Source organism: Labrenzia sp. 011, from assembly GCF_003075075.1.
In the GTDB taxonomy this organism is placed as follows: Bacteria; Pseudomonadota; Alphaproteobacteria; order Rhizobiales; family Stappiaceae; genus Roseibium.
The window spans coordinates 13,216-38,264 of the sequence record NZ_QCYM01000006.1 but is presented as its reverse complement, the minus strand read 5'-3'; the positions used below and the strand labels follow the sequence as shown (position 1 = coordinate 38,264).

Genomic DNA, 25,049 nt, shown 5'->3' with positions numbered 1-25,049 from the left:
TCTATCGTGCTGAATATTTTTATCGGGTTTGATACGCGGGAAGCGGTTGCCTATCATGTTTGCGTCAACAGCCTGACGCGGCAGTCGAGCGACGTTCTGGCAATCACGCCGCTCTCGCTCAGCAATCTGAAGACCTATCAGGAAACCCATGCGGACGGCTCCAATCACTTCATCTACAGCCGGTTCCTGATCCCCCACCTGATGAACTACAATGGCTGGGCACTGTTCATGGACGGGGACATGATCGTGCGGGACGACATCGCCAAGCTGTTCGCCATGCGCGACGAAAGCAAGGCCGTGATGTGCGTCCATCACGACTACAAGACCCGGCAGACCACCAAGTATCTCGGCTCGAAGAACGAAAACTACCCGCGCAAGAACTGGTCGAGTGTGGTGCTGTGGAACTGCGGTCATCCGGCCAACCGGCAGGTGACGCCCGAATTCGTCATGAACGCCACCGGTGCCCAGCTGCATCGATTCACCTGGCTGGAAGACGATCTGATCGGCGAACTGCCGATCGAATGGAACTGGCTGCCGGATGAATTCGGCGCCAATCCCGATGCCAAGCTGCTTCATTTCACGCTGGGCACGCCCTGTTTCCACGAATATGCCAACGCGCCGATGGCGGCGGAGTGGCATCGCGAAAAGCTCCTGGCCAATTATTCCTCCCAGCACGTGATTGACGGCCCGTTCGACTGAAGCCGCATTCTCTCTGGAGATACAAGGATTTGGACCCGGCAGGAAAAGCCATCCGCCGGGTTTTTCCGCATCCCGCGTCATCGGCCCTCCTGCCCGGAATCCTTGAAGCTTCGAGGGACAATCCCCATTTCACTGTGGTGGATGTCACAAATGGATAGGACAATGACAACAGCCAAAAGTTGCATGATCAAACCTGCCTGGACGCCGGCGACCATCGGTCTGATGGTTCTGGGGTTCGTGGTTTTCTGGCCGCTTGGCCTTGCCATGCTCGCCTACATTCTCTGGGGGGACCGCTTCGAGGGAATGTTCCGCGACGCCAGGGATCAGTGGCGGGGAAGCCCGCTGAAGGGAGCCTTCGATCAGATGTCAAATACGACGGGCTATGCCCGCACCGGAAACGTTGCGTTCGACGACTATCGCGAACGCGAACTGAAGCGCCTGGAAGAAGAACGGGCGAAGCTCGACGCGATGCGCGCCGATTTCGACGATTTCCTCCGGGAACTGCGCCGGGCGCGCGATCAGGAAGAGTTCGACCGCTTCATGTCCAACCACGGCCGCAGCGCTGGTGGCACGGACGCGGCGCCTCTTTGATCCCCTTCCCCGGTGTCGGCCTCACCTCCCGTCCGGGACCGGCATGACCGAAAGCGGCGCCCCCAAGGCGCCGCTTTCGTCCGTTTATCGGCCGGCCGTTCTCCTCTAGACTTTTGCTGACTTGATTCGTTCGGACATCCCCTGTTCATGCTGCTACGCCCCGGCAAAAACAAATTGCCAGATCATATCGAAATTCAGACGGACACCGCTGCGGTGCGAATCCGCCTGCGGGCCAATCCGAGGGCGCAGCGGTATCTGCTCCGCCTTCCCGCAGACAGGTCCGGTCCTGTTCTTACCGTTCCGCGCGGCGGCAATCTGGCGCGCGCGGAACGCTTCGCCCGCCAGCATATCGACTGGCTGGTGGAGCGCCTGCAGGACAGATCGGACCATGTGTCCTTCCTGCCGGGAGACATCGTGCCCCTGCGCGGCGAAGGTCATGTCATTCTCCCGACGGGAAAGCTGAGGGGCCTGATATCGGTGGGCCGCACGGAAGACGGAAACCCGGCCCTGTTCGTGCCCGGCGCGGAGGATCACATTCCGCGCAAGGTGACCGCCTGGCTCAAGACACAGGCGCGTGCCGACCTGACACGGCGCGCCGGGTTTCACGCCACTACCATCGGCAGCAGGATTGCCGCGATCAGCGTCCGCGACACGAAGAGCCGCTGGGGGTCCTGCGCCTCAAACGGCCGGCTGTCCTTTTCCTGGCGCCTCATTCTCGCTCCCCCGGACATTCTGGATTATGTGGCCGCCCACGAGGTGGCACACCTGAAGGAAATGAACCATTCCGCCCGCTTCTGGCGTCTCTGCGAACAGCTGGCGCCGCAGACACCGCAAGCGCGCGTCTGGCTGAAGGAAAACGGCCTTCAGCTGCACGGATACGGCTGAAACCCGATGCAAGTGCCGAGGGATGTGCCTTCCTGCCGCAAGGAATATGCGGGCAAGTCATGCGGTTTTTCGGAATATCCGTCGTCAGAAGACTGATCCTGCCGCTTCTGGCCGGCCTGGCGATGGCAGGCACGGCCGCGGCCGACAGCTGCTGGAACCACAACGGATCGATCATGCGCCTGAAGGCTCAGGGCAATCAGCGCTGGCTGTCCTTCGAAGTTCCCCGGACTGTCCTGCGCACCGCCGGTGTCCGGCCCGGAACGCTGTTGTTCAACGGGGTCAAGCAGGGCAATTGGCAATCCGGCATGGCGCGGGTCTTTTCCAGACACTGCCCGGGCAATCCGCTCGAATATTTCGTCGAGGGGCCGGTGCGCGGCGACCAGCTGCAGGTCACGGTCAGCGGCACCCGCGAGGTTTTTCAGCAGTGCCGGCCGACCGGGAGCTTTGTCACCGACACTCTGGTCTTCACTTACAGCTACAACTGCTGACGGCGGAGGTGCGATCTCAGTTCCCCAGGTCTTCGGCAGACCCGTCGGTCGAGAACCCGCTCGCCGGCTCGCGGTCTTCTGCGAAAGCCGCCATCGGACAGATCAACCGGGCCGAAGACGAATTCCAACGCTGGCGAGACTCAGAAAACACCGGTCAGCCTCGCATCACCTGCGGGATCAGCAGCGTGATCTCGGGCACATAGGCGATCAGTAACACGATGGCGACGAGCAACAGGAAAAACGGCAGCAAAGGTTTGAAGGCCTGTTCCACGGTGATGCCGCCGATGCTGGCGCTCAACAGAAGGGTCAGTCCCACGGGCGGGGTCACATGGCCCAGAGCAAGGCCGGAAACCAGCATCAAACCGAAATGAACCGGATCGACGCCGAAGCTCTGGGCCGCGGGAAAAAGGATCGGCGTCAGGATGATCGTCGCGATCGCGGGCGTCAGGAAGAGGCCGACGACCAGGCAGATCAGAATGACGTTCAAGGCGAACAATTCGCCGGATGGCAGCACCTCGAACAGCATTTGCGACAGCTTCAGCGGCACCTGCTCAACCGTCATGACATAGGCAAACACCTTGGCGGTACCGAGCAGGAACATGACCTGGCCGATGGTCTTGGCCGCGTCCGTGAACAGGTGCGGCAGATCGGCGAGTCTCAGCTCCCGATAGTAGCCCCAGGTGATCAGCAGTCCGTAGACGATGGCCGCCGCCGCAGCTTCCGTAACTGTGAAGATGCCTCCCAGAATACCGCCAATGATGATCAGGGGCATCACCAGGGCCGGAAAGGTGTCGCCGGTTTTGCGTACCAGCTCGGGCAACGAAAAGGGCTGGCGGACGCCGTAACCGTTGCGCCTGGAAATGATATAGGCAACGGCCATCAGCGCGAAGCCGATCAGGACTCCCGGCAAGAGGCCTCCGGCGAAGAGTTCGTCCATGGGCGTGTCGGTCAGCCAGCCATAGAGAATGAGATCGACGCTCGGTGGAATGATGATGCCGATGATCGAGGAGGTGGCCGTGACCGCGACGGAGAACGGCGCCGGATAACCGCCTCTTTTCATCGCCGGGATCAGCACGGATCCGATTGCGGCGCTGTCTGCGGTCGCGGAACCGGAAATGCCGCCGAAGAACATGCTGGCAGTGACATTGGCATGGGCCAGCCCGCCCCGGAAGGAGCCGACAAGAGCCTGGGAGAAATCGACGATACGCCGCCCGATACCACCCTTGTTGACGACCTCGCCGAAGACGATGAACAACGGTATAGCAAGCAGGGGGTAGGAATCGATGCCGGAGACGAGTTTGTGCGGCACGATCGTAAGCGGCAGTGAACCACCCCAGACTATCGCCACGATACTCGCGACCAGAAGCGAGAAGACCACCGGCATGGACAGCAGGAGGCAGACCGCGAAGGTCAGGAAGAGAACCTCAGCCATCCCGGCCCACTCCTGCAGCGTCCTTGAGGTAGACCCGCCAGTCCAGAAGCATCGCCGCGAGCATGAGGGCTGCCGAGACCGGCAGGGAGGCGTAGATCAAGGACATGTTCACCTTCAGGATCGAAGATTTCTGGAAGTGAACGACCCCGAGCAGTTTCACGCCATACACGATCAGCAGGATTAGCGCCGTCAGGATTGTCGCGTAGACAAGCGCCAGCACCGCTCGGCGGAGGCGTGCGGGTAGCAGCCTGACGAATGCGTCGATCCGGTGGGCGCCACCGGTGTTGATCACCAGCGCTGCCCCCATGAGGGCGGCCCAAATAAAGGAAAACATGGCGACCTCATCGGTCCAGGAAAGGCCTGTCCTGAAAGCAAAACGGGCAACGACCTGAAGAACCGTGCAGCCGACCATGACGGTCAGCATGAAGGCAGCTATGGAGGCTTCCACATAGCCGAGTCCAAGACGAATCGGCGAAGGATCGCTTGTCTGGTCAGAGGGATTTGTCATTGGAAACATCCGATGGAGGGCGCCACAGGCAGCGCATGCCTGTGGCTGGTGCGTCGGGAGACCGAATCGACAGCTCGTGCAACCGGCGTCTTTCGCCAGTCAGCAGTTTCGGGTCATCAGTAGTTCTGGATCGCCTTGATCCGCTCGATCCCGCCGAGGTCGTCGGCGTTCCGTGCGTAGACGTCCTCGATCCTGGCGATCCAGTCGTCGCGGTCGTCCGGCGTAATGATCTCGGCGCCCTTGGAGGCGAGGTCGGCGAACAGCGCTGCTTCCTGATCGAGGAACGCAGTTCGCTCGTAGGTTTCTGCGATCTTGGCCGCATCGAGAACGGCTGACTGCTGTTCACCTGTCAGGCCGTCGAACGTGATCTTCGACATCATCAGGTTGTGCCAGCTGAAGATATAGGCCAGGCGACTGAAGTATTTGGTATCCTCATAAAAGGTCATGGATCGGTAACTCACGCCGGTTCCCTCGCCGCCGTCGATCAGGCCCTGCTTGAGGCTGATCGGCACGTCGGACCAGGCGACCGGGGTGGCGACCGCGCCAAGAGCGTTCCACGTGTCGATAATTGCGGTGTTCTTCATCGTGCGGATCTTCAGGCCCTGCAGATCGTCGAGGCTATGGACAGCCGTGCTGGTGTAGAGATCGCGCGTGCCGCCGTAGCCGTAACCGAGCTTGATCAGACCGGCATCCCGCATTTTGGCGGCCATTTCGTCGCCGATTTCACCGTCCATGACCCGGAACAGGTGACCGGCGTCCCGGAAGATGAATGGCAGGCTGAAGACCTGGAAGTCCGGTACGAAATTGGCGGTGACCGCGGACGTGATGGTGGCGATGTCGACACTGCCCAGTTGCAGGCCGCTGATCAGTTCGCTTTCGTTGCCCAGCTGGGCGGCCGGGAAGATCTCGACGGCAAGACCGACATTGCGCGCTTCGAGCTCTTCTTTGAACTTGAGCGCCATGTCGTGATAGGGGTGATTGGCCTGCAAAACATGCGCGAATTTCAGGATCTTGTCTTCGGCGAAACCCGGAGACGTGGACGCAATACCCGTCGCGGCGACCATGACGGCGGCAATCAGACCGCGGACGGCTCCGCCTGCAATTCTCATTCTCATGACGATATCCAATCTCGTTCGATGACCTGGGAGGGTGCAATTGAAAAACAAAAGGCTTCGGCCAACAGCCTCTTGAATAAAGGCAAGCCTCCGCGCGCTCAAACGATTAATACTTATAGTATTTGATAAGAAAATATTGTTGTACGGTATTTTGCAGCTTTGTAAAATATTGGAATATGAAGTATTTATGACGGAAGGACTTTCGAGCTGGTCGTCGCGACTTCCCTGGCGAGGTCGACGATTGCCTCGGTCAGCGCATGCGGCAAATCCGAAGGATAATAGGCGAAATATTGCAGATCCGCGGATAGGGCGTCGGTTTCGATCATGTGCAAACGACCTTGGGCAAGTTCTTCCCTGATCGAGACAACGGACAGGAAGCCTATGCCGCCCGCATTGGCGACCAGATTGATGGATGCCGTCACCGATCCCGAGGCGTTGATGCGGGGAGTCTGAAGATTGGCGGCCTTCATCTGCTCCTTGACGATGGCATAGGGCCTTGAGGATTTTGGGAAGGTGATAATGGGCTTCGAGGAGATTTCCTTGATACCGACAAACCGGTTCTGCAGATTCAGGCGCTCGCTGGCGACCCAGGCGAATTCATAGCTGCACAGATAGCGTGCGGTCATATCCGCATCGACCAAGGGTCCGACCAGAAAGGCCATGTCCAGGGAACCGCTCTGAACCGCCTCCCTGAGGACAGAGGACGTATCCACCCTGAGTTCCACCGTGACGTGCGGATGGTGTTTTTGAAGTTGCTCAAGAAGGGTGGTCAGCCAGACATGAACGATCGTGTCGACAACGCCGAGGCGGATCACACCGCGGAAAGCATCGACATTGGCGACCCGGTTCAGCATTTCCGACGTCAATTCGAGAATGCGTTCCGCATAGGGGATGATTTCCCGGCCTTCGGCGGTCAGTTTGCAATTGCGCTTCTTGCGCTCGAACAGCGTCACGCCGAGCTGGTTTTCTACCGAGGCGACCCGTTGTGAAATGGCGGCCTGCGTCGTGTTCAGCTTCTCCGCCACGGCACGGAAGCTCTTCAGTCTGGCGAGCCAGACAAGAGTTTCTAGTTTCTGCTGCCGCATGGGAGGTCTGAAGAATTCAAGGGGGCACGGGCGGAACCGGACCGGTTGTCGGTTTCAGGGTGAGGAATTATGCGCATCCCCGTTCAATAGACGCGAACCAATGCAGTTTTTTGACACTCCGGTTGCCGAAGGTCCCGAAAATCACTCACGATGCTTTCAGAGTACGATTTCGCCTGGATGCGTCGCTGATTTTTCCTGTGAACCCGGCCACACTGGTCAAGCGAGGGCCGCACGCGGGGACCGGCGAAAAACGCCCTTGCCTACCCGCCGCCGAAGAGATTGCGCAGGAGGTTGAGAGGACCCTTGCGTTCGCGGTCTTCACCGCCGCCGACCGGGGCCGGCGGGATCGGCTCGCTGCCGGATCCCACGGACTGCGCAGGCACGGGCTTTTTCGGCGCGGCAATGGTTTCCGGCAGGTTCGGAACGCCGGGAAGATCGGCGACGGGAAGCCCCTTGTGGGCCGCGTCCATCACCTCTTTCCAGACACCGGCCGGAAGGCCGCCGCCCGTGGCCTTTTTCGTGGGAGAATTGTTGTCGTTGCCGAACCAGACCGCCGTGGTCAGATTGCCCGTATAGCCGATGAACCAGGCATCGCGGAAATCCTGCGTGGTGCCGGTCTTGCCGCCGGCGGGCCGTCCGCTGTCCAGGCGGGCCTTGCGGCCGGTGCCCGTCAGCAGCGTTTCCGACATCATCAGGTTCATGTTGCCCACCATCCGGCGGTCCACCACCCGGCCTCGGCCGTCTCCGGAGCGTGAGTAGAGCGTCTCGCCGTCGATGGTCCGTATACGCCGGATGATATGCGGCAGCACACCGTATCCGCCGTTCGAAAACGGCACATAGGCGGCGGCGATTTCCAGCGGCGTGACCTCGGACGTGCCCAGCGCCAGGGACAGGTTCCTGTTCATCTCCGACTCGATGCCCAGCCGTCTGGCGGTCTTCGCAACGGTTCCCGCCCCCACTTCGTGGGCAAGCTGCACGGCCACCGTGTTCAGCGAGAGGCTCAGGGCCCGGGTCAGCGACACCGGGCCGTAGTGCTGCTTGGTGTAGTTCTTCGGCGACCAGCCGCCGATGGTGATCGGCTGATCCTGCCGGATCGTCTGCGGGGCCATGCCGTTCTCCAGCGCCGCGAGATAGACGAACGGCTTGAAGGCCGATCCGGGCTGGCGCTTGGCATAGACGGCGCGGTTGAACTGGCTCTTGGAATAGTCGGCACCGCCAACCAGGGCCTTCACGGCCCCGGCCGTGTCCAGCGTGACGATCGCACCCTGGGAGACCGCATAGGCCTTGCTGTTTTCCTGCAGCGCCGCCCGCAGTGCCGTCTCGGCGGCCTGTTGCATGGCCGGGTCGATGGTGGTGTCGACGACGATGTCGGTCTCTATCGAGCCGATGAAATGCGGCAGGACGTCCATGACCCAGTCGGCGGCATAGTTCTCGCTGGCGGTGGTGTAGCGGCGCACGACCTTGGCCGGCGCCGCGAGCGCGTTCTTGGCTTCGTCCGCATCGATATAGCCTTCCTCGTGCATGGCGGCCAGGACGAGCTGGGCACGGTCTTCGGCAAGATCCGGATTGCGCGCCGGGGAATAGCGTGACGGCGCCTTCAGCAGGCCGGCGATCGTGGCAGCCTCCGGAATGGTCAGCAGCCGTGCCGACTTTCCGAAATAGCGCCGCGCCGCGGCGTCGACGCCATAGGCGCCGGAGCCGAGATAGACCCGGTTCAGGTACATTTCCAGGATCTCGTCCTTGGAATATTCCGCTTCCAGCCAGAAGGCGAGCACCAGTTCCTGGATCTTCCGCCGGATGGTGCGGTCGGGCTCGAGGAACAGGTTCTTGGCGAGCTGCTGGGTCAGCGTCGATCCGCCCTGGGACAGCCGGCCGGCGGTGAAATTCGTGTAGACCGCGCGCATCAGCCCGATCGGATCGACACCGAAATGCGACCGGAAGCGGCGGTCCTCGATGGCGATGACCGCATTGGGAAGGTAGGGCGGCAACTGTTCCAGCCGGACTGCTTCGCCGCCCGTATCGCCCCGGTTGGCAATGAGCTGACCGTCGGCCGCGACGATTTTCACATTCGGCGGCCGGGCGGGCACCTGCCATTCGGAGGTGGGTGGCAGATAGGCGGCGTAATAGCCGACGATGCACACGAGGACGACAGTGCCCCAGATCCCCAGGACCGCGCTCCAGTAGAGCCCGCGTTTGACCAGACGGCCGAGCGCGGCCGGAACGAACAGGCGGGTCTTCCGTTTCGAACCGCGTCGTTTCGTGCCGGAGCGGCTTGTCTGCCGGGCACGCGGCGCGCTTTTCGCTTTCGCGGCCTTCGGCCTGGTCGGCTTCTTGGCGGACGGCTTCCTGGTCACGGGTTTTTTCGCGCCGCCCGATCCGGTGGCTTTGCGGGGTTTTTTCTTGGACGCTGGCTTTGTTGCGGGCGCAGCCGGGCGATCCTGCGGGCTGAGGCGCAGGTCGAGCAGGCTACTGCCTGAATCTCCGAATGTCGGCTCAATCCGCGGCTGGCGTTTCGCCCGTTGCGCCATAGATCATCCGTCCCGTAATTGCCCGGCAATTTGCCGGCATCCCCGAAAGTGATTCTAGAATGCGCCAATTTAAGGGGGCGTTAAGGCTGGTGCCCCGCCTCTGTTATTTTCAGGGAAACAAAGCTGGCGAGTCAGGAACGGGTCCGGAACCCAAATCACCGCTGGCCCGATGCTGCTGTGTCAAAGGGGGACTACGCAGCATCGGGTCAGCTTCTCACGGACAAGGGGCAGGTTTGAAAGCCGATAAGGGTTCACCCTTCATTTATGAGGTCACACCCTAGAACAGGTAATCGAGCACGGAGACGTCGTTCAATGAGCCGAGGGCGGCATAGCTGGCCTCGAGCTGAACCTCGTAATTCGAGGCTTCCACAATCAGCTGGGCGACATCGGCGGCGGAGATGTCGGTGATCATCTCCCCGGCGGTGGCGATATAGTCCTGTTCCGTGGAAATGAAACTTTCCAGGCTGGCTGCGGCAGTCGACGCGATGCTCCGCAGGGCGACGACCCCGTCCTGCGCACCGACAAGCAGGTCGGAAAGCGTTTCCAGGTCCTCCATCGTCAGCGGATCGGCGGTCGCGGCATAGGAGAGCGCCCGCATCGCCTCCTCTATGGCGTCTGCGTTGGCGGTCACGCCGTATTCCAGGGTCCGGTCCGAGTTGACACGGACGGACTGCTCATAATCGTCACCGGTGTAATAGTCGGTGTTCACATCGGTCAGATTGCCGGCCTGATAGGCGTCAAGGTCGACCGGCATCTCCTGGGTATTGCTGCCGGCGAAAATGTACCGCCCTGCAAGCTGCGTGTTGAGCAGTGCCGTGACGTCTTCCAGGTAGCTTGCGGCGACCGTTTGCAAGCCGGTCAGGTCGTCCTCGGTTATGATTGCGGTCGTGTTGGTGCGCATGGAAGTCAGCACGTCGCTGATACCGCCAAGAACCGAATAGGTCATCTCGACCCGGGTGAGCGCATCTTCGGCGACGTCGACCGAGGCCTGCGACCTGACGACCGAGACCTCCAGGTCCACGAGGGTGGCCGCGGACGAGCCGAGGCCCGCATAGTCGCTGGAAAGATAGCCGCTCGCCTGCTGTTCCTGATTCTTGGCAAGCTTCGCCTGTGTCTGCAGGGCATTCTGCAGAATGGTGGAGGACTGACTGAACGTCGCAACCCGCATGACCATGATTCAACTCCTACTGCACCGCCGCCATCAGGTCTTCGAACATTTCCTGCACGACGCTCAGGAGTGTCGAGGCGACCGAATAGAGCTGTTCGAGTTCCGACAGCCGGACCAGTTCCTCGTCCACGTTGACGCCGTACATCGAGGAAATGGTGTCCGCTACGGTGGTCAGCTCGTTTTCGGCGAGTTCCAGCCGCGTCTCGGCGGTATTCGTCTTCGAGACGATATCGCCCAGCATGTCGTTCGCATAATCGGCGAAGGTCATCTCGCCACCGGAAAGCCCCCCGGCCGCATCGAAGGTCGCGTCCAGCTGAAGGGCATCGAGCATCGCATAGGCAACTTCAGAGGGCAGCGTGTCTCCCAACATCGAAGCGGGATCGGCCTGAACGGCAACGCTGACCGCGATATCGGCAGCACCCGTGCCGGTCAACAGGTCCGGGCTGACGGTGTTCAGACTGTCGATGAAGGTCGTTGCGAATTCGTCGAGCATCTCCTGAGACGCCGGCAGGGTCTCGTCACGCAGTTCGATCAAGGCGCCGAGCCGGCCGGTGTCGAGATCCTCCGTGATATCCGTTCCGTTGACGGAGATCGTTGTCTGTCCGTCCGTTCCTGTCCCGGTGGACAGCAGGTGCGCAGTGTCGCCCACCAGGATCTGGCCGTCGCCCGTATAGACCTTGACCGTGCCGTCCTCCGCCTTGAACGTCGCGATCTCCATCTGCTCCGACAGGGAAACCAGCGCCGCATTCAGCTCGTCTTCCAGATCGGCCGTGCTGTCTCCGCGCGCGACAGCCGTCTCGATCCGTTCGTTGAGCGCGTCGATCGCCGAGATCGCCTCATTCGCGGCCGTGACCGCGTCGCCGATCTCGTCATCCGCCTGATCGATCTGCTTGCTGATGTCCGAAGACAGGCTGTTGAGCTGATAGGCAATATCCTCAAGCGCGGAGACCGCCGCACTCGCGAGACTTTCGCTTTCCGGAGTTTCCGCCAGCGTGGTCAGGGCACTCTCGAAGGTCGCGATTGTGTTGGCGAGCGAGCTGCCGTCGCCGTCGTCACCTGTGGTCGTGCCGAAGGACAGTTGCAGGCTGTTGAGATAGTCCGCCGTCACGGTCGCGCCCGCCGTTTCCGTGGTTGCGCCTAAAAGGTCTTCCAGCAGGTATTTGCTGACGCTGCTGGAGATATTGGAAACGGAGACACCGGCGCCGTAACCCAGGGTAGTCTGCGACGACACGGTCGCCGATTTGGCGGTGTAGCCTTCGGTGTCCGCATTGGCGATATTGGCGGAGGTGACCGACACCTGCACCTGGGCGGCGGTCAGGGCGCTGGCCGCGATATAGCTTGCCGTGTTGAGGCTGGTCATGGCCCTTGTCCCTCCAGGTTATGCCGGTTCAGACCTCGTAGCGACGGCCGATCGAAAGCGGTCCCGACGGCGGGCTGCCGTAGCGCCCGGTTTTGTCGTAGCGAGCATTGGCGGCCTGCTTTTCCCGGATCGCCCGCATGATGGTCTCCACCCTGCGGCGGTTGGCCGTCAGTGCGCGGATCAGGTTCTGGCTGTTTTCCGACAGGGCCCGCGTCAGCTTCTCGTTGCTGTGCTGCAGCCGGGTGAATTTTTCCGGAGATGCCAGCAGGAAGATATTGCTCTGCGCCTTGAAGGATTTCAGGAAAGCCTCCAGTTCCGTGGCAAGCTTCTGCTTGCGTTCCAGAAGATCGTCGACGGTGGCGGGCCGGCCGCTCTTCAGCCGCCGGTTCTCCTCCTCCGTCACCGCGTAAAGGTCCTCGGCCACCTGAATGGCGCGTTCGACGGTGGCCTCGACCTTTGCGATGTCGGCTGGCGACAGGATCACGGTCAGGCGTTTTTCGGGTTTTCTCGACATGCTCACCGTCCTCGGTTCTTCCAGACTTCTGCCGTTCTGGCATAGGCGTTGACTGCCTGGGTGACTGCGGTCGACCGGGACATCTGCTGCCCGACCTCCGCCTGCTCCCGCCGCATCCTGCGGACGAGATCCTGAAGATCGCGCTTGAGAACCTGCAGCTTCAGCCTGGTTGCCTGGCTGCGCGTTTCCGCTTCCAGTTTCATAATGTCGGCTTTCAGCCGCCTGTGCTGTTCCTGGCAGGCTTTGAGATGATCGCTCATGGCTGTTACCTGACCGCGTCGAGCAGCGTGTCGAACATGGAGTTCGCGGCCGACATGATCTGCGATGCGGCGGAATAGGCTTGCTGGGCGGACAGCATCTTGGAGAATTCTTCCCCGGTATCAACCGTGCTGGCTTCCAGCCAGCCGCCCTGGACTGTTCCGGCTCCGCCCTCGCCCGGCTCATGCAGGGTGGCGTTGCCCGACGTCGATGAGCGGGCATAGATGCCGCTGCTCATTTCCTCCAGGCCGTCGGGATTGCCGAATGTGGCCACGGGGATCTGGTAGATCGAGCGCTCTTCGCCATTGTCGAAAAAGGCCACGACCGTGCCATCGTCCGAGATCTCGATGGAGCTGAGGTTGCCGTAGGCCAGGCCGTCCTGGTCGATCGACTGGACATCGATCGACGGATCGCCATCGCCGGAGGCATACTGGGTCAGACCGCTGGTGCTGCCGGCGTCGCCGAGATCGATGCTGATGGTGCTGTCCTCGGCACCGGTCGTCCAGCTTTCAATGGTCAGTTCCGCGGGATCGGGATTGGTGGAGGCAAGCGTCCCGTCCGTGTTGAAGGTCACCTCGATGCTGCCGGAGGTTACCGTTCCGATGGTCTCGCCGGTGGACGGCAGGGCCGGGTCGGAATAGGTCATCTCCCAGGTGTTTTCGGCGGTCTTCGTGTAGTTTGCCGTGACCGTGCTGGTCGTTCCGAGGGAATCGTAGACCTCGAAGGTCGTCTCGAAACTGTCGCCGATTTCCGCATCCGCCGGCAGGTTGGCCTGGATGGCGACATTCGACGTCGCGTCTACCGAACTCTGGACAGAATCCAGGTCGATAGGCTCCAGCGCGTTCTCGCTCGTCCCGCCGATGGGATTGCCATCGGAATCCGTCTCCCAGCCGAGCAGGTAATATTCGCCGTTGGTCAGATAGCCTTCGCTGTCGACGGTGAATTCGCCGTTGCGGGTGTAGTAGGTCGACGTCGAGTCCGAGCCGTCGGCAACGATGAAGAAACCGTCGCCCTCGATGGCGAGGCTGGTCGCTTCGGTCGACTGCACCAGCAGTCCCTGCTGGTCGACGTTGGAGACCATCGTCGCCGAGACACCACCGCTGGAATTCGATCCGCTGCCCGCAACAAGGCTGGAAAAGCTGGTGGAGGAAGATTTGTAGGCGGTGGTCTGGGAATTCGCCAGGTTATCGGAAATGACGGACAGCGCGGCGCTCTGCGCGGACAGTGCGGAGATGGACGCGTTCAGGGCTCCCTGCAAGCTCATGCCGGATCTCCTTACTGCGTCGCCAGGACGGCGAGGACGTTGTCGAGGAGCACCGAGGCATCGCCGATGCCGAGTACGGCCTCGTCGCTCGTGGTGTCGACTGCGGTCACCTCCGCCACGACGGTGGTGTAGCCCGACACCTCGTTGCCGTCGGCATCCGCTGCCGCGACCTCAATGGTGTATTGCCCGCCGTCCTCGAGCTGTGTGCCGTCCGACGTGCTCCCGTCCCAGGCGAAAGAATGGGCGCCTTCCGAGGTTTCCCCGGTTTCGGAATAGACCGTGTTGCCATCCTCATCGAGGATGCTGATGGTCACGTTTTCGGCTTCGCTCTCCAGCGTGTAGGACCACTGCGCCTCTCCATCCTGGAGCGATGTCGTGTTGCCGACCGCCTCGACCGTCTGGCCGAGATATCCGAGCCCCTGGGAGCTCATGTAGTTGGAAAGCGTGTCGGTAAGGGTCGTGAGCTGATCGGACATTTCGGCCTGCGTCTCGTAGCTCGCATAGTCGATCATCTGACTGATATATTCGCTGGTATCGGCCGGATCGGTGGGATCCTGGTTCTGAAGCTGTTGCACCATCAGCAACAGGAATTCATCGCTGTCGATAGACGTTCTGGCATCGTCGGTAGATGTCGTCGACGTCGCGCTTGTAGAAGCCGTATAAGAATTAACGGTGGATATAGTCATATCTCCGCCCTCTTCTGGACAATACTGAGAGAGGGTGAAGTTGAATTTACGACTTCAAATATTCACCCGACATAATAGTGAAACGGGTGACGGCGGAGATCCGGGCGCAGGTTTTTTCAATTATTTTACTTGGGAATAATTTGCCGCATCAGCGTATAACTTGGGCAAAATCTGCCGAGCGCCTTTTTGCAGGCGCAGATACTTGAAAATCGGCAAGAACACGCGGGATCGGAGAAATCCTGTTGGCGACAAGCGGGCGGCAAAGGCCGGCACGCGCGTCAAACCGGGCAGAAATTACCCAGCAGGAAACTTTCGCGATCAGATGGGGGAATGAGGGAATTGCGGGAGACGGCGTCCTTCAGCGGAGCGTACCAGCGTCCGAGGCAGGCCGTCAGTTGGACTCGCGCGCTTTCTTGACGATTCTCGCGGCGAGACCTACAGGTGCCTTCGGGGCCGGGCATGCGGAAAGCAGGGCTGACAGAGCCTGTTCTTCCTTGAGCCGGGTTCGCGCCGCACTGGACATCTTCAGGAGCTCTCTTGCCTGCCCCTGCTCCGTCAGCGGCCATTTTTCCAGGTTGGGCCCGTGTTGATCCAGAAGCGCATCAAACTTTTCGATTGCCATGAGAGGCATTGCTGCAACCATTTCCAAACCAAAGAATCTCCGAGCCTGTGCGCGACGGTACATGCCCGGAGATTGGTTGTCCATGGCTTAGAAACATTCGGCAACAATTCGTTCGTTGCGTATATCCTTCACAAGCGTCTGCAGGTTTCGGGGAGCAAGCGTCGTCATGTCGGCCCACGCATTGCGCAGGTCCAGCAGGCCTTCGGCAAGCGTCGCGAAGCGTTCTTCGGCATCCGGTTTCGTTACCGCGCTGTTCAGAGCGAAGATGTTGCGCGTGTACATGTCGATGAGCTGCTGCCCCATGGACTTGTCGATATCCAGATCGACATTCTGGCGCAGGCCGCGCAGGATTCCCGTCGCCCTGGCGACACGCACAAGGGCGCGTTCATAGTCCTTCTTGCGCAGATGATCCGCCGCCAGAACGATGGCGTTCAGCACCTCGTCAAACAGCAGGGTCACGGCCGCTGGGGGAGCAACCGTGGTTGCGGCGGTTCTGTAGGCCGCTATGGCCCGGCTCATGGCATAGCTCATCGTTTAATCTCCTGAATCGAGAAGAGCTTCAATGTAGGAAAGGTTGGACTCCGCCAGCTCGATCGCGGCCTGGTAGGACGCGTAGAGCGTGGTCAGATAGTCCCGGTAGTCGTCGGCATCCGAAATGATGCTGTCATAGTCTTCCTGATAGTCGGCGTTCTGTTCGGTAAGGGCGGTGATCACTTCCGTCAGCAGACCCTCGCTCGCATCCGCGTAGTGCTCGGCCGAATTATAGAGCTTCTCCACCATGCCGGAGGTGAAGGTCATGTCCACGGTCTGGCTTTGGCTGCCCGTGAAGACGAAGCTGATGCCCTCGTAGACGGTTCCCTCGACACCGATGATACGCGATCCGCTGACCTCGAACAGGCCCTCCTCGCCGTCGACCAGGACGCTCGTCACGGTGCCGTCTGCATCCACCTCGATATCCAGCGACAATGCATCGGGCATCGCGTCATTGCGCGCCAGAAGGGCCAGATCGCTGGAGCTGGTGTCCATCTGGAACATCAGCAGATCCTCGATGGCGTCCAGATTGGTCAGGAGCGCATCGGCAAGCTCCTCGTCATCGACGACGAGGTAGTTGCTGCTGTCGTAGGACAGGCCGAGCAAGGCCATGCTCGCCTCGTCGATGACGGTCGACAGGCCTTCGGCAATATCCGCATTCGCGCTGCGCAGGATGCTGTCGCCGAAAAGCGTGGCATCATCGGCGGCGCCGCCGCCGGAGGCCACCTCCTGCTGGGTCAGGGCCCATTCGCGATAAGCATTATAGGCATCGACCAGGGTATAGACCGCGTCCTGGACGCTCGTCAGGGACGACGAGATCTCGACGGAGATGTAGCCGTCTTCGCCGGTCTCCTGGTAGATGGAGAATGTCACCCCGTCTATGACGTCGTCGATGACATTGCTGTCTCGGGTTACCTCGACACCGTCGATGCTGATGATCGCGTCCTGGGAGGCCTGAAGTTCCCCGGTAAAGGCGCCGTTTACATCGGTCAGCCCGAGGGCCTGGCCGACATCGTCGCCGGAAACACTCGTGAGAACGATGTCCTGGCCGGTCTCGGCGGCACTCAGGACAAGCTTGTATTCGGTATCGGAAATCTGGATCACCGAAGCCTTCACGCCGCTGTCGTCCGAGTAGACATTGATTTCCTCGGCAGCCTCGTCCAGCGACATGCCCTCCGAGATCTCGATCTCGACGGCGCTCTCGCCGTCTTCATATTCCGCCCCATCCAGCTCGAGGGTGAACGTGCCCGAGATGCCGAGTTCGGAGGAATCGTCCCCGAAAACGTCGCCGGCCACCTTCTGGCTTGTGGCGAGCTGCAGGACCTGAAGCTCGTATGTCGCGACATCGATGCCGTCATCGGCCGTCACCACCACCGCCGATTCCGCATCCACATCGCCATAGCCGGTCAGGTAGGCTTCCCGCATGGAAAAGACATCGTCGGCATCGGTCAGCGAATTGTCGGTTCCCCGGATGGCATCCAGCGCGGACATCAAATCCTGCAGAAGGGTCTGCATTTCCTCGTAGGCGGCAATTTCCGCCTCATTCTCGGCCATCTTGATCTCGATCGAGTCGGCCGGGACCTCTTTCTGGAGCACAGCGACTTCGATCAGCGCGTCCCAGTCGACATCCGCAGTCGCGTTCGCCGTGGCCGTGTAAACGGTTGTCGTCGTGGTCGTCGTGGCGGAAGTCGTATCGGTGACGCTCATGGCGATGATCCGTTTCGAAAGGTCTGAAAGATGCTCCGGACCGCCTCAGCACATTGCTTTCGCATGTGCTATGGGGGGCTAATAAGACGGTCCGGAAGCCAGGGCGCCGGTTGGGTCCGCAGTCAGGTACTGGCAGAGGCATACGGACCCGGCATCGATTTCAGGGGCTGGCGCCCTTCCTTCGCGTTCTTGCGAACGCGAAAGCTGTTATCGGATCAGCGAGAGCAGGTTTTCCGGCATCTCGTTTGCCTGGGAGGCAGCGGCCACGGCGGCCTGAACCTTCACGCTGGCGGCCGACAGGGTGGCCTGTTCCTTGGCGATATCGACATCGGCGATCGCCGACTGGGCGGCATCCAGGTTCTCGATGCTGGTGTCGATCTGCGCGGAGCGGAACTCGAAACGGGACATGGTGGCACCCATCTCGGCCCGGGCGTTGGAGACTTCGTCGATTGCCATGTCGAGGACCGAAAGGGCCTCCTTGGCGCCATCGGCGGTCGAAACGTCCAGATCGGCAATGCCGAGCGCCTCGCTGGTCAGTTCCGGCAGGGACAGGTTGATGGTGTCGGCCGAGGAGGAACCGACGACGATGTCGGCGCCGGTCGTGTCGACTTCCGTTGTCGTGCCGGTGGTCGTGCCGGCGGTCAGGCCGAGCGTTGCCAGGTTTAGTGTGCCGGTTCCGTCCTCCAGGGTGATGGAGGCCTTCTCGCCGGAGTTCAGGGTGTTCAGCGTCAGCGTGCCGCTCTCGTTGGTGGCGACGACCGTGTACTCGCCTTCCGCCTGGAGGCCGGCATTGATCTGCTCGACCATTTCATCGACGGTCATGGTCGTGTCGTCGGTGGACAGCTCGATCTCGATGTCGTTGATGGTTATGGTGCCCGTGGTGTCGGCGGTCACCGTAGCATCCGCGCTGGCGCCGGTCACGGTGGCCTCGGTCTCGACGGAATCGTCGGAGAAATCGCTGGAACCGTCCAGAAGGCTCTGGCCGTTGTAGCGGGTGCTTTCGGCGATGCCGTCGATTTCTTCCTGGAGCTGCTCGAATTCCGCTTGGATGTAGGCGCGTTCGGTATCCGTCACGGTGCCGGAAGCTGATTGCGAGGCCAGGGTCTTCATGCGTTCCAGGATGTCGCTGACGTTGGCCGCGCCGCCGTCGGCGGTCTGCAGGACCGAAATGCCGTGGGAGGCGTTGGTGGAAGCCTGCTCGAGGGCGGCCACGTCGGAGGAAATCTTGGTGGCGATGGCCAGGCCGGCCGCGTCGTCGGACGCCTTGGTGATGCTCGATCCGCTTGCGAGCTTGGCAAGGGATTCGGACTGTTCGCTTGAGTTGACGTTCAGATAGCGGACCGCCGTGTTGGCGGCGGTGTTGGTCGATATAACAGGCATCGTCTTCTCCTCGTGTCAAAAGTCCGCGCCCGTCTTTCGGCGCAGCGGCGCGATAGCCCGCGCTCTGACAGTTCAACGAGATGACACGCCAGTATCAGGCGATTTTTTATTTGGAAGAGGAAAAGTAGAGTTAACTATTTGTAAATGCGGTGAGGATGTCGGCACCTTGCGATTTCAGTAAATCGCGCAGTTTCTGCCGTCCGCGCTTGAGAAGGGATTCGACCGCGGACACCGTCGTGTCCATGATTTCGGCGATCTCACCGTTGCTCATGTTTTCATTGTAGGAGAACACCAGGGCGATTCTCTGCTGGTCCGGCAGTTCCGTCATTGCACGTTCCAGCAGTTCGGTTGCCTCCTGCCGCTCCAGGTCCTTCGACTGGTTGGAACTGCTGTCGGCCAGTTCCGGCAACTCGGCGACCGTTTCGGCTTTCGGCTTGCGCAGCAGGTCGATGCAGCGGTTGCTCACCACGCGAAACAGCCAGGTGGAGAATTTCGCCCGGCCGCTTTGCCAGACCTCCCGGCGCGTCCAGACCTGGAGAAATGCATCCTGGACGACATCCTCCGCATCCGAACCATTCCGAAGAATGCGGTAGGCGACCGCGTATCCCCTGTCCACATGCCGCTCGACCAGGATCTGGAAGGCATCCTCGTTGTCCGCGGCGATCAGTTCGAGAAGCCCGTCATCGGACAGCGATTTCAATTCGCTCACGGTCGGAGGCGGCGTCCTGTCGACTTCAATGTTCAGATCGCCTTCAAAGCCGTCGCTCGTCGTTTCTGACTTTGATATCGCCACACCCATATCCCTGGTCCCAAATCGCGGGGTAAAACTCCGTAGCCATGGCTACAAGTCTATAACGCAGTAATATCGAAGTTCAGGCGGAAAAAAGTTAACTTTAACTGGAAAAATACTAGGTAAATATTGCTTTTTACTAGGCATTTTATTCCGAAAGGTAGGAAATTCCTGCCTACCTAAGTCTTGGTGGTGTCGTTTTCATGTATTTTTCGAGATTATTATAGTTTAAAATTCGTTAATTTCGGTTTATCTGGAAACCTCCCCAGGGCCACATTCGAACTGTGTTGAGAATGTGTTGCGAAGCTTTCCGTTTCACTTTCCGGCCGCCAATGCTCATGTAAAATTCGACATGAAGCCGACAAGCAAGATCTCAGGCGGCGCGCCTTGCCGGCATAGCCAACGTGTTGATCCGTTTTGGCTTTGGTAGGTCGTTTGGACGTTTCAGAGTTTCGGTTTGCCGCACCTGAAGGGCTTCCGCTTTCTCAGGTCGACACGTTGGCACTGTCCCTAGCTGGAATAGCGACCCGCATCTGCGCCGTAATAGTTGACATAGCGCGTGTTGAGCTCCGAGACGGGCATGATGATCAGCACGTCGGTCGTACCGAACTGGTGGTCCACCACAGCGCCATCGCCGATGAAGGCGCCCAGGCGCAGATATCCCTTCACCAGGGGCGGCAGCGCGCGGAGCGCTTCCTTCGCGTTGATGGCATCTGCGGGAAGGCGGTTCATCTCCACATATCTGCTTTCCACAGCGCGCACGCGCCACTCTTCGGGTGCGCGGGCATTGTGGTGCAGGAAGGAGAGCTGGCCGGCAAGCGCGTCCGGATTGGTTCCCTCGATGGACGCGCAGCCGAGCATCACATCGATCTTGTGGCGCAGCACATAGGCCCAGATCCCGTGCCACAGAAGCTCGACGGTTTTCTTGTTGCGGTAGGGCTTGAGGACGCAGGAGCGGCCCAGTTCCATGAATCGCTTGCCCGGGTTGGCATCGATCAGGGCCTGGATGTCGAATTCGCCGGCGGTGTAGAACCCGCCGTGCCGGTCCGCGATCTCCTGGCGCAGGATGCGGTAGGTACCGACAATCTCCGGTTTCAGGCGGCCGAGCTTGTTGCGTTTCATCGAGGCATGGTCGACCACGAGCAGGTGATCGCAATAGGCATCGAAGGGGTCGGCGTCCCGGCGTGTCGCAAGAGTATGCGCGTCGGCGACTGCCGACATTTCCTCGTAGAAAACGTCGTAGCGGAGGCGCTGGGCCTTTTTGACTTCCTTGAAGTTGCGCGCCATACGGACTTCCAGCGCGCCGATACGGCCGAGTGTCTCACCGGTCTTGACCGGTGTGTGGATGGCATGAATCGGCCGCGCCCCATTCGTCATGGCCGCACCGGGGCGCATGACCGGTGTGAACCTGCGGACCAGGTTCCTAGGAGAAAACAGTCCTTGCCGCATAATGGACATTCCACCCTCTTGATCTTTCAGTCACACTCGGGATCCGACCCCTGGAAGGTTTCACGGACCGATATCCGATGACAGTGCCGTCTTACCTTCGCCGGATTATAGACTCCGATCCAGGTTAGTGTACGTCGATTCTGCCGTAGAACACACCAATCCGACAACTGGATGACAATTGCCGCGTCAGTCAGCAAGTTCCACAGGGTGGTATTTAACGCAGTCTTGCGGGTTTGTGAAACATGACCTTGGGGATCTGCGGTCATCATGCCGGTCCGGATGTCCGGTCACCTTGCAGCTGCGGTCGTCTGGGTCCGGCTGATCTCCGCGAGGGCGTCCGAGATCGCTTCGACGGAAAGCGGCTTGGTCAGATAGCCGGCAGCCCCGACTTCGGCGGCCTCGTCACGGGCGTCCTTCATGACATCGGCGGTGACGATCACGATCGGCACGGGAGCCCGCCCGCTGGCCTGTTCCTCCTCGCGGATCTTCCGGATCGCCTGGAAGCCGTCCAGTCCCGGCATGTGAAGATCCATCAGGACCGCGTCGAAGGCGCCGCTCACGGCTTCCTCGACCGCCCTTTCGCCATCGGCGACCATCACGGGCACATGACCGAGCTTGCGCAGCATGGCCTCGCTCAGGAGCCGGTTGATGTCGTTGTCCTCGGCGACCAGCAGGCGCAGGGGGCGGCTGGAGGCCCGGTTGCGGCTGGTGAGAAAGCCGTTGCTGACCGGCTCCGCGCTGACGTCCCAGGCATGGTCGATGCCGTCGCCGTTCAGGAGTCCGGAAAAGATCTGGATGAGTGTTTCGATCCTGACGGGCCGGATGAGATAGGCCGCGTAGCCGGCCTGGCGCAGGTTGTCCAGCCGTTCCCGTTCCGGCGGTGAAATCATGATGACGGCGGGTGCGGTACATCCTGTCAGGCGGGCGGTAGCCAGCCAGCCGCCGCTGTCGGAAAGGGCGGCGTTGTCGACCACCAGAAGGTCGGCGGCGGTCAGGGTTTCGTCGAGATCATCCATGCCTGGCGCCAGGATACTGACAGTGGCCGCATGGCGTTCCAGACGGGTTGCGAGCAGGGGGCATTCGATCCGGCTGTTGGTCACGAAGACGATCCTGCCGCCTTCAAGCCCGGCAAGACGCGGGTCGGCGTTGGCCGCAAGGCTCTCGGGAATGGGGAGCGACACGCGGAACAAGGCTCCACCGGACTCCTCCGCCGGTTCGGCAGTGATGGAACCGCCCATGAGCCCCGCAAGACGCTGGGCGATGGCGAGTCCGAGGCCGGTCCCGCCGAATTTCCGAGCCGGGCCGTGATCGACCTGTTCGAACTCGCGGAACAGGCGCTCCGCCTCCCCCTTGTCGAATCCGATGCCGGTATCACGTACCGCGATATCCAGAAAACTGCCGCCCTCCGCACGGGGCCGTCCGGTCAGTTCCACCGCCACGCCGCCTTCGTCGGTGAACTTGACGCCGTTGCCGATCAGGTTGAACAGGATCTGCCGCACCCGTGTGGCATCGAGCGTGACCTCCGCCGGCAGGTCGGGATCGATCATGGCGCCGATTTCAAGATTTCTGGCGTGTGCCTTGGGCGCGAGCAGTTCAACGACGTTTTCGGCGAGTGCGCCGATCTGGACGGGAACGGCCTGGATATCCAGTTTCCCGGCTTCGACCTTGGAGAAGTCCAGGACTTCGTCGATCAGCAGGAGCAGGGTTTCTCCCGAGGTTTCCAGGGCTTCGATATAGGCGCTCTGCTCCTTGGTCAGGCGCGTGTCGCGCAGCAGCGCGGCCATGCCCAGGACTCCGTTGAGCGGCGTGCGGATTTCATGACTGACCGTCGCCAGGAACCGGGATTTCGCTTCGTTGGAACTTTCCGCCGAATGCCGGGCGGCAAGCAGCTCTTCCTCGATAAGCCGGCGCTCGGTGACATCCCTGAGGACGGTCTGCACGAGTTGCCGGTCCGTTGCCGTATCGCGCACGGGAATATCGATGCGCGAGAACCATCGGTGCCCCTGCGCCGTCTCCATGAGGAGATCTCCGAAGCCCATGCCTTCCGTCTCGCCGTCGGACAGGCCGATCCGGGTGCCGCTCTCCCCGTCGCGCTCAACCAGGGGCAATGCCATGGGACTGCCCGGCACCAGGGGATGTCCCGCGCCGAAGACGTCTTCCGCAGCCGAATTCACATAGGTGATCGTGCCGTCCTGGTCGCGCCGGATGACCACATCGCCGAGAGTCGCCAGGATGCTGGCGTGGCGCTCGTCGGATTCGCCGAGTTCCCACGCCCGGTCTTCCAGCTCCTCGCACCGGGCCATCAGGCGCCGGATCTTGTCGTCCTTGACCTGCAGACCCGAGACAGAGCGATGCATGTCGTCCGCGAACAGCCGCCAAACGGCCAGTCCGCCTGCGAAAAAGGCCAGTCCGGCGCCGAGGAACCGGTTGGTGCCCGTGCCGGAGACAAGGAAGAAGGCAGCCGCCAGTCCCAGCACCAGACCCGCAACGGCAAGATGCTGCAGGGATCTGGCCGGTGCGGACACCGGTGTGTCGGTCGCCCGGCGACCCGGGCCGACATCGGGTCCGATGTCGCCGGCGTCGGCGCCGTCGGAAGCTCTGGAGGATCCCGGGACTCCTGCGTCCCGGGTTGGGGCCTGTGCCCGCGTCCGGGATAGGGTGTCCTCCCGGACGCGATCTGCTTCCGGTTCCGCGTCCGCATCGGCGGTACGGTCGCTGTTCTGATTGGCCAAGATCACTACTCTCTACAAGATCCAGTTGGAGAGAGTGTGCCGGTTAAACTTTTAGAATCCGTTTCCTTGGCCAAACTGCCGATGCTGTACGCCGCTGCGGCCCCTCAATCCCTTCACAGGGAATGAGAGGACCGTCGAGGTTCAATCGTGTCCGGTATCAGCGGACGTCCAGGAAACCGATGATCTTGCGCACGTCCTTGAGCACGGGCTCGGCGATGGCGGAGGCCTTTTCCGCGCCTTCCTTCAGGACGGCGTCGATCTGCGTCCTGTCATCCATCAGCCGGCGCATTTCGTCGGTCATCGGTGACAGCTTCGCGACGGCCAGATCGGCGAGCGCCGGCTTGAAGGCCGAGAATTGCTGGCCGCCGAATTCCGCGAGAACCTCTGCCTTGGTCATTTCGCTCAGGGCGGCATAGATTCCCACGAGATTGTCCGCTTCGGGCCGGCCTTCCAGTCCATCCGTCTCGTCCGGCAGGGCATCCGGATCGGTCTTGGCCTTCTTCACTTTCCGGGCGATGGAGTCCGCATCGTCCGTCAGGTTGATTCGCGACAGGTCCGAGGGGTCGGACTTGGACATTTTCTTCGTGCCGTCGCGCAGCGACATGATCCGCGTTGCCGGTCCGGCGATCATCGGCTCGGTCATCGGAAAATAGAGTTCTTCCGGCAATTCGGGCGAGGGTGTCGGATTCGGCACGCCGATGCCGAGCTCCTTGATCCGGTCGCCGAAATCATTGTTGAATTTCGCGGCGATGTCGCGGGTCAGTTCCAGATGCTGTTTCTGGTCGTCGCCGACCGGAACATGGGTGGCCCGATAGGCCAGAATGTCGGCGGCCATCAGGTTGGGATAGGCAAACAGCCCGACGGAGGCGTTTTCCCTGTTTTTCCCGGCCTTTTCCTTGAACTGGGTCATGCGGCCGAGCCAGCCCATGCGCGCCACGCAGTTGAAGATCCACGCCAGCTCCATGTGCTCGCGAACCTGCGACTGATTGAAGATGATGGATTTCTTCGGATCGATCCCGGCCGCCATATAGGCGGCGGTCACTTCGCGTGTCGCGTTGGTCAATTCGGCCGGATCGGGAAATCCTGCGGTAATGGCATGAGCGTCGACGACACAGAAGATCGTCGGCATCTGATCCTGCAGGGGAACCCAGCGCGAAACGGCGCCCAGGTAGTTTCCGAGATGAAGATTGCCGGTCGGCTGGACGCCGGAAAAGACACGGGGCTGGAACTCCGCCATTGCAAATCCCTTTATTGGTG

23 protein-coding genes and 1 pseudogene are annotated in these 25,049 nt (G+C 61.0%); 4 read left to right on the top strand and 20 right to left on the bottom strand.

Annotation, left to right across the window (positions count from 1 at the left end; translation table 11 throughout):
• The first annotated feature begins 6 nt into the window (after nucleotides 1-6).
• From DCO57_RS08705 to DCO57_RS08690, 4 genes are all read left to right on the top strand, one after another.
• Nucleotides 7-699: a glycosyltransferase gene (locus DCO57_RS08705; RefSeq protein ID WP_116698499.1), complete on the top strand. Its 693-nt coding sequence runs from the start codon at nucleotides 7-9 to the stop codon at nucleotides 697-699.
• A gap of 162 nt (nucleotides 700-861) precedes the next feature.
• Nucleotides 862-1,290, top strand: coding sequence for a DUF2852 domain-containing protein (locus DCO57_RS08700; protein WP_116698498.1), 429 nt, complete (start codon nucleotides 862-864; stop codon nucleotides 1,288-1,290).
• Between the two features lie 174 nt (nucleotides 1,291-1,464).
• Nucleotides 1,465-2,175 carry a SprT family zinc-dependent metalloprotease gene (locus tag DCO57_RS08695; protein WP_208977859.1) on the top strand — a complete coding sequence of 237 codons (711 nt, stop codon included), beginning with the start codon at nucleotides 1,465-1,467 and terminating at the stop codon, nucleotides 2,173-2,175.
• Nucleotides 2,176-2,234: 59 nt separating this feature from the next.
• On the top strand, nucleotides 2,235-2,663 hold the full coding sequence (locus DCO57_RS08690) for a hypothetical protein (RefSeq protein ID WP_116698496.1): 429 nt from the start codon (nucleotides 2,235-2,237) through the stop codon (nucleotides 2,661-2,663).
• 154 nt (nucleotides 2,664-2,817) lie between these two features.
• On the opposite strand, the gene DCO57_RS08685 is transcribed toward DCO57_RS08690, so the two are convergent.
• From DCO57_RS08685 to trpS, 20 genes and pseudogenes are all read right to left on the bottom strand, one after another.
• Nucleotides 2,818-4,095 (bottom strand): TRAP transporter large permease, encoded by a 1,278-nt coding sequence (locus DCO57_RS08685; protein WP_116698495.1) that lies wholly within the window; start codon nucleotides 4,093-4,095, stop codon nucleotides 2,818-2,820.
• Entirely contained in the window at nucleotides 4,088-4,603 is a 516-nt protein-coding gene (locus DCO57_RS08680; RefSeq protein WP_165814691.1) for a TRAP transporter small permease, read from the bottom strand. Before DCO57_RS08680 ends, DCO57_RS08685 begins: the two co-directional genes overlap by 8 nt.
• 116 nt (nucleotides 4,604-4,719) lie before the next feature.
• Entirely contained in the window at nucleotides 4,720-5,718 is a 999-nt protein-coding gene (locus DCO57_RS08675; protein ID WP_116698493.1) for a TRAP transporter substrate-binding protein, read from the bottom strand.
• A gap of 185 nt (nucleotides 5,719-5,903) precedes the next feature.
• The gene (locus tag DCO57_RS08670; RefSeq protein WP_116698492.1) at nucleotides 5,904-6,803 is read right to left on the bottom strand and encodes a LysR family transcriptional regulator; all 900 of its coding nucleotides are present in this window, start codon (nucleotides 6,801-6,803) and stop codon (nucleotides 5,904-5,906) included.
• A gap of 260 nt (nucleotides 6,804-7,063) precedes the next feature.
• Nucleotides 7,064-9,331 carry a PBP1A family penicillin-binding protein gene (locus DCO57_RS08665; RefSeq protein WP_116698491.1) on the bottom strand — a complete coding sequence of 756 codons (2,268 nt, stop codon included), beginning with the start codon at nucleotides 9,329-9,331 and terminating at the stop codon, nucleotides 7,064-7,066.
• A 277-nt stretch (nucleotides 9,332-9,608) separates the two neighbouring features.
• Nucleotides 9,609-10,505, bottom strand: a complete 897-nt coding sequence (locus DCO57_RS08660) for a flagellin (protein ID WP_116698490.1) — start codon at nucleotides 10,503-10,505, stop codon at nucleotides 9,609-9,611.
• Nucleotides 10,506-10,515: 10 nt separating this feature from the next.
• Complete coding sequence (gene flgK / locus DCO57_RS08655; protein ID WP_116698489.1) at nucleotides 10,516-11,859, bottom strand: flagellar hook-associated protein FlgK; 1,344 nt, start codon at nucleotides 11,857-11,859, stop codon at nucleotides 10,516-10,518.
• Between the two features lie 28 nt (nucleotides 11,860-11,887).
• Nucleotides 11,888-12,373: a flagellar export chaperone FlgN gene (flgN, locus tag DCO57_RS08650; protein WP_116698488.1), complete on the bottom strand. Its 486-nt coding sequence runs from the start codon at nucleotides 12,371-12,373 to the stop codon at nucleotides 11,888-11,890.
• Between the two features lie 2 nt (nucleotides 12,374-12,375).
• A complete protein-coding gene (locus DCO57_RS08645) occupies nucleotides 12,376-12,633 on the bottom strand; it encodes a hypothetical protein (RefSeq protein ID WP_116698487.1) in 258 nt (85 codons plus the stop codon).
• A 5-nt stretch (nucleotides 12,634-12,638) separates the two neighbouring features.
• Nucleotides 12,639-13,895: a flagellar hook protein FlgE gene (gene flgE / locus DCO57_RS08640; protein ID WP_116698486.1), complete on the bottom strand. Its 1,257-nt coding sequence runs from the start codon at nucleotides 13,893-13,895 to the stop codon at nucleotides 12,639-12,641.
• Nucleotides 13,896-13,906: 11 nt separating this feature from the next.
• Nucleotides 13,907-14,581 carry a FlgD immunoglobulin-like domain containing protein gene (locus DCO57_RS08635; protein ID WP_116698485.1) on the bottom strand — a complete coding sequence of 225 codons (675 nt, stop codon included), beginning with the start codon at nucleotides 14,579-14,581 and terminating at the stop codon, nucleotides 13,907-13,909.
• A gap of 391 nt (nucleotides 14,582-14,972) precedes the next feature.
• The gene (locus DCO57_RS08630) at nucleotides 14,973-15,287 is read right to left on the bottom strand and encodes a hypothetical protein (RefSeq protein ID WP_133192645.1); all 315 of its coding nucleotides are present in this window, start codon (nucleotides 15,285-15,287) and stop codon (nucleotides 14,973-14,975) included.
• A 3-nt stretch (nucleotides 15,288-15,290) separates the two neighbouring features.
• Nucleotides 15,291-15,734 carry a flagellar protein FliS gene (locus DCO57_RS08625; protein WP_116698483.1) on the bottom strand — a complete coding sequence of 148 codons (444 nt, stop codon included), beginning with the start codon at nucleotides 15,732-15,734 and terminating at the stop codon, nucleotides 15,291-15,293.
• A gap of 3 nt (nucleotides 15,735-15,737) precedes the next feature.
• Nucleotides 15,738-17,441, bottom strand: a complete 1,704-nt coding sequence (gene fliD / locus DCO57_RS08620) for a flagellar filament capping protein FliD (protein ID WP_116698482.1) — start codon at nucleotides 17,439-17,441, stop codon at nucleotides 15,738-15,740.
• A gap of 207 nt (nucleotides 17,442-17,648) precedes the next feature.
• Nucleotides 17,649-17,897, bottom strand: a complete 249-nt coding sequence (locus DCO57_RS24140) for a flagellin (RefSeq protein ID WP_347876552.1) — start codon at nucleotides 17,895-17,897, stop codon at nucleotides 17,649-17,651.
• 492 nt (nucleotides 17,898-18,389) lie between these two features.
• A pseudogene (locus tag DCO57_RS24135) lies at nucleotides 18,390-18,821 on the bottom strand (flagellin); the annotation flags it as partial.
• A gap of 130 nt (nucleotides 18,822-18,951) precedes the next feature.
• Nucleotides 18,952-19,614, bottom strand: a complete 663-nt coding sequence (locus tag DCO57_RS08605; RefSeq protein ID WP_244287909.1) for an RNA polymerase sigma factor — start codon at nucleotides 19,612-19,614, stop codon at nucleotides 18,952-18,954.
• Nucleotides 19,615-20,121: 507 nt separating this feature from the next.
• Nucleotides 20,122-20,988: a GNAT family N-acetyltransferase gene (locus DCO57_RS08600; protein ID WP_244287908.1), complete on the bottom strand. Its 867-nt coding sequence runs from the start codon at nucleotides 20,986-20,988 to the stop codon at nucleotides 20,122-20,124.
• Nucleotides 20,989-21,347: 359 nt separating this feature from the next.
• Nucleotides 21,348-23,792: a PAS domain-containing hybrid sensor histidine kinase/response regulator gene (locus tag DCO57_RS08595; RefSeq protein WP_116698646.1), complete on the bottom strand. Its 2,445-nt coding sequence runs from the start codon at nucleotides 23,790-23,792 to the stop codon at nucleotides 21,348-21,350.
• A gap of 157 nt (nucleotides 23,793-23,949) precedes the next feature.
• Nucleotides 23,950-25,029 (bottom strand): tryptophan--tRNA ligase, encoded by a 1,080-nt coding sequence (gene trpS / locus DCO57_RS08590; RefSeq protein ID WP_116698480.1) that lies wholly within the window; start codon nucleotides 25,027-25,029, stop codon nucleotides 23,950-23,952.
• Nucleotides 25,030-25,049: the final 20 nt, after the last annotated feature.

What these genes read in the sequence shown, in the direction of transcription:
- DCO57_RS08700 (WP_116698498.1), top strand. Translation starts at nt 862, where the DNA reads ATGACAACAGCCAAAAGTTGCATGATCAAACCTGCCTGGACGCCGGCG.
- DCO57_RS08690 (WP_116698496.1), top strand. Translation starts at nt 2,235, where the DNA reads ATGCGGTTTTTCGGAATATCCGTCGTCAGAAGACTGATCCTGCCGCTT.
- DCO57_RS08685 (WP_116698495.1), bottom strand. Translation starts at nt 4,095, where the DNA reads ATGGCTGAGGTTCTCTTCCTGACCTTCGCGGTCTGCCTCCTGCTGTCC.
- DCO57_RS08680 (WP_165814691.1), bottom strand. Translation starts at nt 4,603, where the DNA reads ATGACAAATCCCTCTGACCAGACAAGCGATCCTTCGCCGATTCGTCTT.
- DCO57_RS08675 (WP_116698493.1), bottom strand. Translation starts at nt 5,718, where the DNA reads ATGAGAATGAGAATTGCAGGCGGAGCCGTCCGCGGTCTGATTGCCGCC.
- DCO57_RS08670 (WP_116698492.1), bottom strand. Translation starts at nt 6,803, where the DNA reads ATGCGGCAGCAGAAACTAGAAACTCTTGTCTGGCTCGCCAGACTGAAG.
- DCO57_RS08665 (WP_116698491.1), bottom strand. Translation starts at nt 9,331, where the DNA reads ATGGCGCAACGGGCGAAACGCCAGCCGCGGATTGAGCCGACATTCGGA.
- DCO57_RS08660 (WP_116698490.1), bottom strand. Translation starts at nt 10,505, where the DNA reads ATGGTCATGCGGGTTGCGACGTTCAGTCAGTCCTCCACCATTCTGCAG.
- flgK (WP_116698489.1), bottom strand. Translation starts at nt 11,859, where the DNA reads ATGACCAGCCTCAACACGGCAAGCTATATCGCGGCCAGCGCCCTGACC.
- flgN (WP_116698488.1), bottom strand. Translation starts at nt 12,373, where the DNA reads ATGTCGAGAAAACCCGAAAAACGCCTGACCGTGATCCTGTCGCCAGCC.
- DCO57_RS08645 (WP_116698487.1), bottom strand. Translation starts at nt 12,633, where the DNA reads ATGAGCGATCATCTCAAAGCCTGCCAGGAACAGCACAGGCGGCTGAAA.
- flgE (WP_116698486.1), bottom strand. Translation starts at nt 13,895, where the DNA reads ATGAGCTTGCAGGGAGCCCTGAACGCGTCCATCTCCGCACTGTCCGCG.
- DCO57_RS08635 (WP_116698485.1), bottom strand. Translation starts at nt 14,581, where the DNA reads ATGACTATATCCACCGTTAATTCTTATACGGCTTCTACAAGCGCGACG.
- DCO57_RS08630 (WP_133192645.1), bottom strand. Translation starts at nt 15,287, where the DNA reads ATGGACAACCAATCTCCGGGCATGTACCGTCGCGCACAGGCTCGGAGA.
- DCO57_RS08625 (WP_116698483.1), bottom strand. Translation starts at nt 15,734, where the DNA reads ATGAGCTATGCCATGAGCCGGGCCATAGCGGCCTACAGAACCGCCGCA.
- fliD (WP_116698482.1), bottom strand. Translation starts at nt 17,441, where the DNA reads ATGAGCGTCACCGATACGACTTCCGCCACGACGACCACGACGACAACC.
- DCO57_RS24140 (WP_347876552.1), bottom strand. Translation starts at nt 17,897, where the DNA reads ATGGCAATCGACGAAGTCTCCAACGCCCGGGCCGAGATGGGTGCCACC.
- DCO57_RS08600 (WP_244287908.1), bottom strand. Translation starts at nt 20,988, where the DNA reads ATGACGAATGGGGCGCGGCCGATTCATGCCATCCACACACCGGTCAAG.
- trpS (WP_116698480.1), bottom strand. Translation starts at nt 25,029, where the DNA reads ATGGCGGAGTTCCAGCCCCGTGTCTTTTCCGGCGTCCAGCCGACCGGC.